This window comes from Paenibacillus auburnensis (genome assembly GCF_927798115.1).
GTDB lineage: Bacteria > Bacillota > Bacilli > Paenibacillales > Paenibacillaceae > Paenibacillus_AQ > Paenibacillus_AQ auburnensis.
On the sequence record NZ_CAKMMG010000001.1, the window covers coordinates 1,961,725 to 1,975,305 of the forward strand.

The 13,581-nt window shown below is 50.8% G+C and carries 12 protein-coding genes; 2 read left to right on the forward strand and 10 right to left on the reverse strand.

Annotated features, from left to right (window positions below):
* Positions 1-122 precede the first annotated feature (122 nt).
* From L6H70_RS09210 to L6H70_RS09230, 5 genes are all read right to left on the reverse strand, one after another.
* Complete coding sequence (locus tag L6H70_RS09210; RefSeq protein ID WP_236332082.1) at positions 123-995, reverse strand: carbohydrate ABC transporter permease; 873 nt, start codon at positions 993-995, stop codon at positions 123-125.
* A gap of 1 nt (position 996) precedes the next feature.
* Positions 997-1,920, reverse strand: a complete 924-nt coding sequence (locus L6H70_RS09215; RefSeq protein ID WP_236332084.1) for a carbohydrate ABC transporter permease — start codon at positions 1,918-1,920, stop codon at positions 997-999.
* Positions 1,921-2,035: 115 nt separating this feature from the next.
* Positions 2,036-3,367 (reverse strand): response regulator, encoded by a 1,332-nt coding sequence (locus tag L6H70_RS09220; protein WP_236332086.1) that lies wholly within the window; start codon positions 3,365-3,367, stop codon positions 2,036-2,038.
* Between the two features lie 16 nt (positions 3,368-3,383).
* Positions 3,384-5,177, reverse strand: coding sequence for a sensor histidine kinase (locus L6H70_RS09225; RefSeq protein ID WP_423802783.1), 1,794 nt, complete (start codon positions 5,175-5,177; stop codon positions 3,384-3,386).
* Positions 5,178-5,287: 110 nt separating this feature from the next.
* Positions 5,288-5,437, reverse strand: a complete 150-nt coding sequence (locus L6H70_RS09230; protein WP_236332089.1) for a hypothetical protein — start codon at positions 5,435-5,437, stop codon at positions 5,288-5,290.
* Positions 5,438-5,575: 138 nt separating this feature from the next.
* Between L6H70_RS09230 and L6H70_RS09235 the strand changes: the two genes are divergently transcribed.
* Positions 5,576-5,755: a hypothetical protein gene (locus tag L6H70_RS09235; protein WP_236332091.1), complete on the forward strand. Its 180-nt coding sequence runs from the start codon at positions 5,576-5,578 to the stop codon at positions 5,753-5,755.
* Between the two features lie 22 nt (positions 5,756-5,777).
* On the opposite strand, the gene L6H70_RS28910 is transcribed toward L6H70_RS09235, so the two are convergent.
* The gene (locus L6H70_RS28910; RefSeq protein WP_423802784.1) at positions 5,778-6,224 is read right to left on the reverse strand and encodes a LytTR family transcriptional regulator DNA-binding domain-containing protein; all 447 of its coding nucleotides are present in this window, start codon (positions 6,222-6,224) and stop codon (positions 5,778-5,780) included.
* A 207-nt stretch (positions 6,225-6,431) separates the two neighbouring features.
* Between L6H70_RS28910 and L6H70_RS09240 the strand changes: the two genes are divergently transcribed.
* Complete coding sequence (locus L6H70_RS09240) at positions 6,432-7,310, forward strand: RCC1 domain-containing protein (protein ID WP_236332093.1); 879 nt, start codon at positions 6,432-6,434, stop codon at positions 7,308-7,310.
* Between the two features lie 80 nt (positions 7,311-7,390).
* On the opposite strand, the gene L6H70_RS09245 is transcribed toward L6H70_RS09240, so the two are convergent.
* From L6H70_RS09245 to L6H70_RS09260, 4 genes are all read right to left on the reverse strand, one after another.
* Positions 7,391-8,188, reverse strand: a complete 798-nt coding sequence (locus L6H70_RS09245; RefSeq protein ID WP_236332095.1) for an alpha/beta hydrolase — start codon at positions 8,186-8,188, stop codon at positions 7,391-7,393.
* An 82-nt stretch (positions 8,189-8,270) separates the two neighbouring features.
* On the reverse strand, positions 8,271-8,900 hold the full coding sequence (gene pgmB / locus L6H70_RS09250; protein ID WP_236332097.1) for a beta-phosphoglucomutase: 630 nt from the start codon (positions 8,898-8,900) through the stop codon (positions 8,271-8,273).
* Between the two features lie 38 nt (positions 8,901-8,938).
* On the reverse strand, positions 8,939-11,248 hold the full coding sequence (locus L6H70_RS09255) for a glycosyl hydrolase family 65 domain-containing protein (RefSeq protein ID WP_236332099.1): 2,310 nt from the start codon (positions 11,246-11,248) through the stop codon (positions 8,939-8,941).
* The gene (locus L6H70_RS09260; protein ID WP_236332101.1) at positions 11,245-13,551 is read right to left on the reverse strand and encodes a glycoside hydrolase family 65 protein; all 2,307 of its coding nucleotides are present in this window, start codon (positions 13,549-13,551) and stop codon (positions 11,245-11,247) included. Before L6H70_RS09260 ends, L6H70_RS09255 begins: the two co-directional genes overlap by 4 nt.
* Positions 13,552-13,581 lie beyond the last annotated feature (30 nt).

The window sequence follows — 13,581 nt, forward strand, 5'->3', positions numbered from 1 at the left end:
CCCTTTTCAATTCATAATTAACTTACAAATTCATCTTAAAAGAGAAATCGTTTACAAACGAGGTGTATTTATATTCCTTTCATGTGCAGGTTTACGATCCCTTGTAAAATCAGTTATCGTACTTAACCTTTCACAGCCGACAAGGTCACTCCGCGCATGATGAACTTCTGGAAAATCAGGAACACTAGAATCGGCGGCAGAGACACCAGGAAGAGAATTGCAAACTTAATATTCGTATTCAGCGCCTTGACGTTGATAACATACTTATAGATCGCAGTCGCGAGCGTATATTTATCCTCAGTATGCATGACCAGTGATGGCCAGAACCAGTCATTCCAGGCTGTAGAAAATATAAAGATGGCCAGCGTAGCAAAAATCGGCACGGACAGCGGAACAGCTATAGAGAAAAAGCTTCTCGGCTCCGAGGCCCCGTCAATCCGCGCAGCTTCAAAGATTTCCGGGTGAATTCCGTCAAAAAAGTTCTTCAGCAGCAGGAAAAAGAACGTGTTCGCTCCGGCTGGCAGCCAGAATGCCGCATACTGGTTGAGCAGGCCCAGCTCCTTCAGATTGACAAAGTTCGGAATCATATAGCTGGTTGCCGGGATAAACAGTGTCATCAGGAAAAAGAAATAGAAAGCTTTGCGGTACGGGACATTCATCCGGGAAATACTGAACGAGGCCATGCCGAGTACCACGAGTGTCACTACCATATTCCCGACAAATATATAAAGGGTATTCTTCAGGAACATCAGCAGATCAATGTAATTCACCGCATCCTTCAGATTGCTGAAATGCCACTCCTGTGGGAAAAAATGCGGCGGAAAGGAGTTGACCTCCTGGTTGGATTTCAGGCCGTTAAACATGGTCATCAGGATTGGATACATCATGGTGAAAACCATTATGGCAATAAAGAATACCATAAGGCCGTAGACGACTTTATTACTTGTCTTTTTCAGGTCATGCTCGGATAAAATCCCTCTCTCTGCGCTCTTCATCCTAATTATCCTCCTTCCCCAGTTTGAACTGTAAAATGCCCAAACCGCCCAGGACGATGAACATCAGCATGCCTAGTGCCGTTGCCGTTCCATAATCAAGCTGGGTGAACGCATACTTCACGATCAGGAGTGCATAGGTCAGCGTGGTCTTATTCGGCCCGCCGTCCAGCAGCGCCAGCTGTGACTGGTATCCTTGAGAGGTCGCGATAATCTGCAGAATCAGCATCAGGACAATCAGATTGCGCAGGGAAGGCAGTGTAATATGGCGGATACGCGCCCAGACACCGGCTCCGTCAATCTCTGCCGCTTCATACCAGTCACGTGGAATACTGAGTACGGCGGCCAGATAGATCAGCATCCCCGAGCCAAACTGCTGCCATGTTTCCATAAACACAAGCGAGAGCATAGACCACCTGCTGTCCGTCAAAAAAGGGATCTGGTCCGCCCCAAGCGTGCCAAGTAAGGCATTAATCGGTCCGACTGGATCATAGAGCCATCTCCACAGCCCATACAGAACCACCGCAGGCATCACATAGGGAAGATAAGCTGCTACACGCACAACCCCTCCGAATCTCCGGAGTTCTGAGATCGCAATAGCGAAGGCAATCGGCACCCAGAAGCCGACGACCAGACAGAGCAGCATGTAATACAGTGTATTTTTGACTGCGATCAGGACATCGGGGTCCGTGAGTGCTGTAGCATAATTGTCGAAGCCTACAAAGGTATTTCCTTTGACAAAATCCACAGTATAAAAGCTGTACAGAAAGCCTTTGAAAATCGGCACCCACATAAACATAATGAAGATGACAAGGGCGGGCACGAGAAACATATAGCCCCAAAAATTCTTTTTCCAGCGGTTCTGTTTGTACGGTTTACTCCCCGGCTTCGCCGGCAGCTCATCGTTTAAGATAGCAGTCTGGTTCATCTGGCTCCCTCATTCCTTTCGTCCTTCAGCACATTGATAAAGTGCTTCTCAACTTAATTGTAGGAAAGGCGGAGGAGGCTGAACATGTCTATATCTACCGAAGTCATGAGCGATCTTACTTCTTCAGTTCACTTGGGCTGATGCCATAGTATTTTTTGAAAATCTTGCTGAAGTGCTCCGGCGATTCATACCCGACCCGCTCGGCAATCTCATAGCGGCGCAGATCAGTATTCAGAATCATCTCCCGGCTGTCCTCCATCCGCAGCTTAATCACATATTCCCACAGGTTATGGCCTGTGTTTTTTTTGAAGAGGTAGCTGAGGTAGTTGGGGCTGACATGATTTTTTTTGGCAACCTCATGGATGGTTAATCCCTTCTGGGCGTAATTCTCATCGATATACTCCTTGGCCTTCTGCACGATCAAGTTGCTGCGCGTATGCAGTTCCTCTGCTGAAGGATCGGCGGCATAATTGTTCCAGTTGAAATCGCCGTAATAGAACACATAATGGTCGCTATGCTCCTTGTTCCAGAGAATGGCCTTGGATGCCTGCCGGTTCAGCACCTCCATGAATGACAGCCCCTTAAGGATCTGGCTGATTCCAATGACTGCATTCAGATGCAAAAATTTATGGACATTAAAATGCAGACTGCGGCCCAGCGCATCCAGCCTGCCTACCTGGCCCGTCCCCGCTTCTTCGTAGCTCTTCTCGTCCCATTGGATAATGATCGTGATTTCTTCATCCGGGGAGTAAAACGCAGTAGAGCTCCATTCCTGATCCAGCAATTCTTTGGCAATATTGAGCGCCCCATAACGAAGCAGGCCTCTGTCACGGGAGCTATAGTTCTTGCCCCCCATACTTTCGTCAGGCAGCGGAAGCTTGATTTTGATTACGGAGAAATAAGGACCCTCCAGCATCAATTCATCCAGCTTAGCCATCCCTGCCTCGTCGTTTAGAACAGCGGCCGGGTCTGCCAGCAGCGCATTCAGCACCTTACTGTATTCCGGCAGCGGCTCCTCCAGCTTGAAGCTCTCGCCAAGGCCGGCCATGAAGGTGGCCAGCTCCGGCGACGGCCGGTCCATTTTGAGCAAAACATTCCGCACAGAATCAAGAAACTGCTCGCTGTTGAGCGGTTTAATTAAATAATCCTTCGCCCCCAGCCTTACGGCCATCTGGGCATATTGAAAGGTTTCATGCGCTGAGATTACAATCGTCTGCACCCAGGGCTTCGCCAGCTTGGCATGCTGCATCAGCTCAATACCGCTCATCGCGCCCATCTGGATATCAGTCACCAGCAAGTCGACCTCCTCCATCCGGATACAGTCAAGCGCTTCAAACCCGCTGTTCGCGGTATAAATATGGTCGATATCCAGTCCGGAAGAAGCAAGCAGATTGCTGAGCCCCTTGCAAATTAGCGGTTCATCGTCCACAACCAGAATATTGAACATATGGTGATTCCCCCTTCTATTCTTGAACTTCCGTTTTCGGCAGCATGACAGAAGCCACTGTTCCGCCTCCCGGACGGGGGCCGTAGCGGATACCATAGCCAGGGCCGAAATGCAGCTGCACCCGCTGGTTAATATTGCGGATGCCGTAGCCGCCCGTTGGATTAGGACTATCATCATTCAGCACATGAGCGATCGCCTCGTAGTCGACCTGCCTATAACCGTTATCTGCAATAGTGATCAGCACCGTATCATCTATGGCTGCTGCTGTAATGATGATCTCGCCGTCCTCATCCATATTTTTGACCCCGTGAATAATGGCATTCTCAATCAGAGGCTGCAGTGTTATCTTGGGAATCAGATTGCTTTTCGTTTCCGGTGCGATGTTCCAGATGACGGCAAACACATAATCATACCGGTGCTGCTGCAGCTTGATATAGGCGCCGGCATGCTCCAGCTCCTCCTCCAGGGTAATCAGCTCTCTGCCCCGGCTTAAACTGATTTTCATCAGCTTGGATAATTCCTTAATCATTTCCGCAGATTCCACATTGCCTTCCAGCGAGCTTTTCCAATAGATACTCTCCAGTGTGTTATATAGAAGATGAGGGTTGATCTGCTGATACAGCAGCTGCAGCTGTGACTCCTTCTGCTTGATCTCCATCTGGTATTTGTACATTATGAGGCTGTTCAGCCTGCGCGCCATATCATAGGTCGAGGCGATCAGCACGCTGACTTCATCATTGCTGCCTCTTTTGGGCGTCTCGGGGACCCGGTTGCCCGGCTCATATTTACGTACAAAAAAAGCCAGCTTCTGCAGCGGTGTCATCAGGGAACGCCAAAAATAAGTGATAATGATCAGACCAAACAAGGCGTAGGCAACCGTTATGTATTGAATGACCCGCTTCATTTCATTCTGCTGCTGCAGGAGCGCTTTTACCGGAACCTTATAGACCAGCTTCTGCCCCAGCATATGATTATTGTTCACGACATAAATAAAATCATTGGTAATCACATCCCGCGTGCCCTCCGGATCTCCGCTCTCCGCACCCTCGGGCAGCTCTATAATCTCTCCGGTGGAATTCGTGGTCGAAGCCAGCACCCGGTTACTCATATCCGTCAAGTAGATTTCCCCGTCGGGCAGTGAAATGGATTTCATCGACGCGCCGATTTTCGCCTCCATTTTGGTCACCACCAGCACGCCTATTGTTCCTGCCCCAAGATAGATGTTATTTACCGCTCTGACGTAGGTAAGGGTCTTCAGGTTCTCAGCCTGCGGGCTAAGACGGTCCATGAACATCAGATACCCCCGCCCCTTCTGCCCCACTACCTGCTTAAACCAGAAAGGCTCCTCTTCCTTAGTAAAAAAATAAACGCCCGCCTTCTTCACCTGCGGAAAATTGGGGGCAAAAAAGTAATAATTGTGCGGATCGTATACGTACAGCGAGTAATAAATCGCATCGCCCCGCTCCGCTCCCTGCGAATAGCTGCCGAGCAGCTTTTCTACCGTTTCATACCGTTCAACGCGCTCCAGCACCGGATCAAGTCCGCTCATATTCAGCTGCTGCAGAATCGGATTCTGAATCACTGTCGTGGTGATCTTATTCACCGTATCGATATCCCTGTTAATGATCGCAAAATTTTGTTTATTCAGCTCCACATAGGCATTCGTCACATGACGCTTTAAAATCTGCTCCGCCTTGTAGTTCCCAAAGCTGTTAAGAATCAGGATCGGCGCAAACATAATCAGGAACAGCAGAATCAGCTGCTGCTTGACGCTCAGCCTGACAATAGGTTTCATAAATGCGGACAACATCCCGGATTCACCTCCAGTTTCAATAATATAACAAATGGATAAGCGCTTACATAGGTTTATTTTAAAGTCAATTAGGTGTGTTTGTATGCAATTTTTCCGGTGAGCAGTGGTTAGAGAGGCTTGTAGGAGTCATTGCGCGGAACATTTGGACCTCCGGCCGCTGTTGTCTCCGGATTTCTATGATTTATACCGCGCAGCGGATCAAATCCGGAGACAAAGGCGGACGCTTGCGCTCCTCCGGTTCCAAATTTCCACTCCATGACTCCCTGCCTCTCCGGTTACTGCAAAACGGAAAAATTGCATTCGGGGTGGTGGCAGGGGAGGAAGAACTCAGAGAGTAATAAGGAGTCATTACGTAGAACATTTGGACCTCCGGCCGCTGTTGTCTCCGGATTTCTATGATTTATACCGCGCAGCGGATCAAATCCGGAGACAAAGGCGGACGCTTGCACTCCTCCGGTTCCAAATTTCCACTCCATGACTCCCTGCCTCTCCGGTTACTGCAAAACGGAAAGATTGCATTCGGGGTGGTGGCAGGGGAGGAAGAGGGCAGCAGCAAAAAAGGAACTGTCACCTGACAGCTCCCTTCCGTTTACTTGTTTAGCACATTATGATATTAGGATTTATTGTGATCAGTTCTTTCTCCACAAATCTGTACCGGTGGTAGGCAATCGTGCAAGTAAGAGAATTGGGGCCATTCCTAAGGTTAAAATAAGCAGCTTTGAAGGCTCTGTCCAGACGTGATACGTTATCAATGTTAACTGCCGTCCCCCGATTTACGATGCTGAAATGACATCCGGTGCTGTTAAGCGCACTGACCCAGTAACGCAAGGGACCCATGATGTAATATACGCTTTCCCTCGTTTGTACCAGGATAGACTGTGATTCGCTAGTATTGCACTTAAGAAACAAGATGTGCTGGAAGTCGACAGAGATGATCCCGCCAGATCCGTCCGGAGCTTCGGTCACGGATAAACAATTCACGGAACACACTCTACTTTCTTGTTTTTTTAAAAAGAGGAGACCATACGTGCCAAAACAAAACACAGTGATAGCTTACATTTTTTTCAAAATACAATGCTATTATATTCAATATTTATCCACTCGTATAGCAAATATTTAGAGGACTATTGCAGAAAGTTATGCCGAAACGTTAATCGGAATAACTGGTCGCCGATCGCAGTTAAATCGTTGTAAATTCCCGTTGGTTCTGCAATACTATCTATAAAATTATGAATTAAAGGGGATTAGATTATGGAACCCGTTGCACATAAGGGCAGTTACTCACTGGTCCGCGCACGATCCGCTATCGCGGCAGGTTATCGCCATACCGTCGGGCTTCATTCGGACGGCACGGTGACGGCTGTGGGCGATAATAAGTATGGACAATGCGATGTAAGCGGCTGGCACGATATTGTGGCGGTTGCGGCGGGTAATGCACACATAGGTAGTGCTCATACTATCGGACTTAAAATGGATGGTACGGTTGCGGCTGTAGGGTGGAATAAGTATGACCAATGCAATGTAAGCGGCTGGCACGATATTGTGGCGGTTGCAGCGGGTTGGCGCCGTACCGTCGGGCTTCAATCAGATAGCTCGGTGGTTGCTGTGGGCCGAAATAATGAAGGCCAATGTAATGTAAGCGGCTGGCGTGACATCATAGCAGTTGCAGCAGGTGACTGGCATACCGCCGGGCTTAAATTGGACGGTACGGTGGTGATAGCCGGCAATAACCGGTATGGACAAAGCAATGTAAGTGACTGGCACGATATTGTGGCGGTTGCGGCGGGTTACCTTCATACCGTAGGGCTTAAATCAGACGGCACGGTGGCGGCCGCGGGTTGGAATAAACGTGAACAATGCAATGTAAGCAGCTGGCACGATATTGTAGCGATTGCGGCGGGTAGTAGTCATACCATCGGGCTTAAATCGGACGGCACGGTGGCGGCCGCAGGCTGGAATGTGCATGGGCAATGTAATGTAAGCGGCTGGCGTGATATTGTGGCGGTTACGGCGGGTTGCGCTCATACGATCGGGCTTAAAACGGATGGTACGGTTGTTGCTGCGGGTGATAATCAGAATGGTCAATGCGATATAAACGGCTGGCGTGACATCGAGCTGCCTGGCAAATAGTTATCAACACATCATATAATTAGAAAAGCCATGCGACTATTTCTCTCGCATGGCTTTATTGCTAAAGTGGGACAACCGGATTATTTACCGTAGCCGTTCATCTGCAGCCAGGAAGCGCAGGCTCCCGTCCAGCCGCTGGTATGCAGCTCCCCGGTGGCGAGCCCCAAACCATGTGTCCCGTGGGTATAGACATGAAGATCAAACGGAACCCCCTGTTGGCGCAGTGCGGCGGCGAGCAGCAAACTGTTCTCCACCGGCACACTCTCGTCATCCGCAGTATGCCAGAGGAATGTAGGCGGTGTATCGGCTGTAACTTGCAGCTCGCCGCTGAGCTGACGGACCAGCTCTTCTGCGGGATGCTCTCCGAGCAGATTGGCTTTGGAGCCTTCATGCGTCACACCTTCCATCATGGAAATGACCGGGTAGCAAAGGATCGAGAAATCCGGCCGGCAGGACTGGCGGTCCAGCTCCTCGCCCGCTTCCGGATTCCCCCGGTCAAATAAGCTGGAAGCAGTCGAAGCCAGATGCCCCCCGGCGGAGAATCCCAGGATTCCAAGCCTGCCCGGATCAATTCCATATTCATCCGCCCGCAGGCGGATGGTGCGCAGCGCTCTCTGAGCATCCTGCAGTGCACTTGGATATTGATATGGTGCTACGCGGTAACGCAGCACAAAGGCTGAAATCCCAAGCGTATTCAACCACTCGGCTACTGGGCCTCCTTCATGATCGGCACGCAGCCAATAGCCGCCCCCCGGACAGATCAGTACTGCGGCATTCCCTTTGCCTTCCACCTGATACGGCGTAATCGCCGGACAATCTTCCTCGCTGCTTCCCAGTGCCCCCGGAGCCCCCTCCGGCCATAACAATAATGTTTCCATCTGCATCCCTCAAGCTTTCTTCTATAATAGAATAATTAGTCTAAGGAGTTGCTTTACCCTCGACCATTAGTCTATCAAGCCCTTACAATTCATGCAATCCGGTAATGACAAGATCCGCCTCACGCAGGACTTCCGGTCTGCCGATGCCGACCACCTGCATGCCTGCCGCTTTTCCTGCCGCCACTCCCGCCTCCGCATCCTCGAACACCACGCACTCCCGTGGCTGCAGCCCGAGCTCATGACATGCTGTCTGAAACACCTCGGGATCCGGCTTCGCTCTAGATACTTTGTTGCCGTCAATAACAGCGTCGAACATCCCGGCAATATTCAGCTTATCCAGAATAAACTGCGCATTTTTGCTGGCTGAACCCAGCGCGATGCCTACACCCCTTTCTCTCAGCCTGTTCAGATATTCCTTAACGCCGGGCAGCAGCTCGGACTGATCCAATTGCGAGATATACTCTACATAGAGACGGTTCTTCCTGTCAGCCATCTCAAGCTTCTCGGCCTCCGTAAATTCCAGGCTGCCAATCTCCAGCAAAATATCGAGTGACGTCATCCGGCTGACTCCCTTCAGCCGTTCATTATGTTCTTCTGTAAATTCGAAGCCCAGCTCTTCGGCCAGTGAACGCCAAGCCAGAAAATGATATTTGGCTGTGTCCACAATTACACCGTCCAGATCAAAAATCGCGCCTTTCATTTGCTCCAGCATGATTTCCTGTCCTCCCTAATCTTGAACATTCTGCAAAATTACAGTGCGCCTTGCTGTTCATCCGCGGTTATTGTGCCTGCCAGCTGCAGCCGCAATCGCACTCCCGGCCGGCACAGCTGCCGCTCACCGCCAAACGCAATCAGTGCCAAAGCATTGCGATTACCCGTTGCCGCGGTCACTGTAATCTCATTCCGGCTAATCCGCAACCTGAAGCTGTCCCCAAGCAGGATCAGCGGTAATTCCACGACATTCCACTGCTCCGGTAACGCTGGTTTGATGTAGAGCACCTTACCGTCAAACTGCACGCCCGCAAAGCCAAGCACTGCCGCCATCCAGGCTCCCCCATTAGCAGCCGGATGAGTTCCTCCAATATAGAGGTCCCCGACATACTGCTTGGACTCACCGGTAAGATCCACGGTTGCGGTCCGCATAAAATAAGGATATCCCCAATCCGGTGAACCGATATCGGCGGCCACCAGCGCATAGATACACGGGCTGAGGCTGGAGCCGTGCTCTGTCCGGGGCTCATAGAACTCCCAGTTTGCCTGCTTCACTTCCCTGGAGTAGGAGCGTTTGAACAGATTAAGCATCAGCACAACATCCGCCTGCTTCAAAATAGTGGTTGTCGTTGCCAGGCCATTGCCCCCGCCCCAATATTCGTTTTTGTGGATGACCCGTGATTTCAGTTCTGCCAGTCCCACCTCTTCCAGCTGGAAATAGCGGTCGAATTGCTCAATGAGTAGTGTCTCCGAATCTGGCTGCGGCACATAAAAGCTGTCCAGCATCGTTTGGAATTCTTTCAAAAACGGGCCGTCCACGAATTGCCTGGTCAGCTTCCGGAACTCCTCCGGGAATTTGGCCTGCAGCAACTCTGCACTCTTCAGCGCAACCTCCAGCGTTTCTTTCACCAGGGCATTTGTGAACGCATTGTTGTTCACCCGCTCATGATATTCGTCCGGCCCGGTAACATCGAGAATCTCATACCGCTGTTTGACCGGATTGTAGTAGGCATAAGAATAGAAGAAGCGCGCACATTCCCAGATAACCTCAGCACCGCCCTCTGTCAGTAAGGTGTCATCTCCGGTGAATATCACATACTGCCAGATCCCGTGCACCACATCCGCGCTGATATGCACCTGCTTGTCGCGGAAATAGGTGCGCAGCGGACGGCCGGTAAACACATCATTAACATTGAAAAGGGTACAGGCGTCATCACCGGAATCCTGGCTTTCCCAGGCGTAGAACGCGCCTAAGAATCCGTATTCTGCCGCCTTCCGCCGTGCTCCTTCCAGCGTATGGATGCGGTACATCAGCAGATTCCGGGCTGTCCTAGGATCACTGTGGAGGAAGAAAGGCAGCATGAACATTTCAGTATCCCAGAACACAGCGCCTTTATACACTTGCCCCGACAACCCCCGGGCCGGTATCGAAACCTTCTCTGAGCCGGTTGGCGCAATAATCAGCAGCTGATAGATGCTGTACCGGAGCGCAAACTGGGCAGCATCATCCCCTTCAATCATGCAATCACTCTGCAGCCATCTCTCCTCCCATGCATCACGGTGAGCCTCAAGCAGACGATTATAACCCGCTTCTTCCGCAGCACGGACATTCTGCTCGGCAAGTAAGGCCGGATTGTCACCAGCATCGAGCCCCGTATAGACCGCTGCAAATTTAAACCATTCATAAGTCTCTCCTGCTTTGGCATCGAATGAGATCACCCGGATTGCACTGTCACCGGCTGTTTCTTTTGCATCGAAGCTGAATACCGTCCTTTCAGCTACTGATACCGACACCCCCAGCTCACCGGTAACCGCACTTGAGCGGAGCACACCTTCCACGAACTGCTCCTGCCGCGCATGCAGATGCGGGCCGTTTATATCCCATACATCCCCATCGATTCCGCTCTCAATCACAATCCGGCAATCCACCGTACTGTTTATGCTTAGCTTGCCGGCCAGGAGATGTAATTGATCCATGCTGACGAAACGTTCAGCAGTGAATACCAGCTGTCCGCCTCCGGCGAGGCCGTAAACCGTCTCCCGCTTGTGAACCGCGCTGCGTATATCAAGCTCCTGTGTGTGTCTCTCAGGTTCAGTGTTCAGCACTCCGAGCTGTTGTCCGTTGCAGCTGAGTCTGGTAAACAGCCCGTTCGGGGCGTTCACCGGCTCGCGCCACTTCCCGCCTGCCTGATCATATACACCAGCCAAGGTGACCGCGGCAAGCTGTTCCTTGCCGAACTCCTCTAGCGTTCCTCGGTATCCCATATAACCGTTGCCGGTCATAAATTTGTTGCCGTTCGTCGTGATCCGCTCCCGGTCAAAGCTCTGATCTTGTACCGTCCAGCTCATCCGGCCATCATCCCTTCGCCCAGCGGGAGTACGATGCGGTCCGCACCAACCTTGATCTGTAGACCATTCATAATGATCTCTGTGCTTCCGCCGGAGACAGCCTGTATCCGCACTGAATCCTTAGTAACCTCCAGTTTCAACAGAACTCCCTCATACATAACCTGGAAGCTGTAGGAGGTCCAGCGTTCTGGCAGTGAAGGCTGGAAGCTTAACCGTTCCCCGTCCGAGCGCATGCCGCCGAAGCCGTAGACGATGTTCATCCAGGCAGCGGCAATGGAGGTGGTGTGCAGACCCTCTCGGGTGTTGCGGTTATAATTATCCAGATCAAGCCGGGTTGCGAATTCGAAGAAATGATAGGCTTCCTCAGGTTTGCCGATTTCACTGGCCAGAATCGAATGGATGGATGGTGAAAGCGATGATTCATGAATACAGCGCGGCTCATAATATTCGTAATTGGCACGTTTGGCCTCCTTGGAGAATTGGCCGCTATAAAGGAACATGAACATCAGTACATCAGGCTGCTTAATCATGTCATAGCGGTACAGGCGGTCATAAGACCAATTCGAATATAGCGGAAATTCCGTCACCGGAATCGAATGAATATCAATATGCGGCATATCAAAAAATCCGTCATGCTCTTCATAAACACCGCTGTCTTGATCTAACGGAATCCGCATATGCTCCGCCTTGCTGCTCCAGTCTGCCAATTCGTCTTCACGGAGCGCTGTCTTAGCAGCCAGTTGGGCAAAGGCCTCCGGCACAGCCGCCTGCATATGAGCCACCGTTTCCAGGGTATATTCGAACGATTTTTTTGCCATCAGGTTGATATAGCAGTTATTATTCACCATTAATTGGAATTCATCAGGACCCATTACGCCAAAATAACCGAACTGGCCGCTGCGTGCCCCCCATTGACCGCGTGTGGCATAAAACCGGCTGATCTGAATCAGCATTTCAGCACCTTTATTGTAGAGGAATTCCCTGTCGCCCGTATTTTTTACATAATGCCAGATACCGTAGGACACAGCCGTCCCGACATGAAGCTGCAGGTTAGAATGCTGCCACAGATCGCAGCTTTCGGTTCCGTCAATTGTCGCAATCGGATAACAGGCCCCCTCGCAATCTACAGCCTTGGCCCGCTGCATAGCCTCGGGTAATGTTTTATAACGGAATTCCAGCAGGCTTTTGGCCGCCTTCGGATTGTTGAACATATAGAATGGCAGACAGTACGACTCCGTATCCCAGAAAGCAAGCCCGCGGTAGGCTTCACCCGTCAAGCCTTTTGCGCCGATATTATAGCCGGGATGGTCGCCATGGTACGTCTGGTACAGCTGAAAAATACAAAAACGGATGCCCTGCTGATTCTCCGGGTCACCTTCAATAACGATATCGCTGGTCTCCCAAATCCCTTTCCAGTATTCGGTTTGCGCGTTGAATATTTCAGCCTCATTCAGCCCTGCAGTTGTTGCAGCAAGCTCCATCCCTTCTTTCCATAGTACATCTGCTGCCATGGAACCGCTGCTGTCTGCACAATTGACGGCAAGCTTCGTATAATGGACCCTTTCTCCTTCTATTAAAGGTAGGGTGAATGACTCTCCGATAAATTTATCCCGCTCTACACGCGATGGGCTTAGCTGGACCGGAGACTGCAGGACAAACCCGGAAAACAGCTTATTGCCCGTAGTCAGTGTCTCCGCCATAATCGCGGTAATCCCGTCCGCCCCTCCGCTGCAAAGTCCATTCCACATGCTCTGGCCACGTTCCTCATGGATCATCCCAAAATCAAGTCCCGTACACACCTGGATATTGCCCGTGAAATTTAGCGGCTCAAAGTCAACCCTCTGCAATCCGAGATGGGACATGGTCATACTAACCAGCCGGGTAAAGGTTAGCTTCAGTTGTTTGCCGTTCTCCAGGTGCCAGACAAATTCGCGGCAATAGGTGCCGGTGCGGAAATCCAGCCTGCGGCTGTAATCCGATATCTTACTGAAAGCCAAATCTAGCTGTTCGCCGTCAAGCGTAATCCGGGTATACAGCCAGTCCACCGCATTCACCATATAGCGCAGAGAACGGATAATGCCTTTGTAATGGTTGCCGATTGCCTGCTCTTCATTCAGACCGTTGAAATAACTGCCCGGGAGCGTATCCCCGCTGTAGCCCTCCTCAGCATAACCACGCACACCCATATACTCATTGCCCAGTGAAAAAATCGATTCCGAGGTCCGGTTCCGCTCCTGATCAAAGCCCTCTTCAATAATCGCCCAAGGGTCAACCTTTAAATATTTATCTGCTACTTTTGCCATATCTGATTTCTCCTTCTCCCGAGTGTTAAC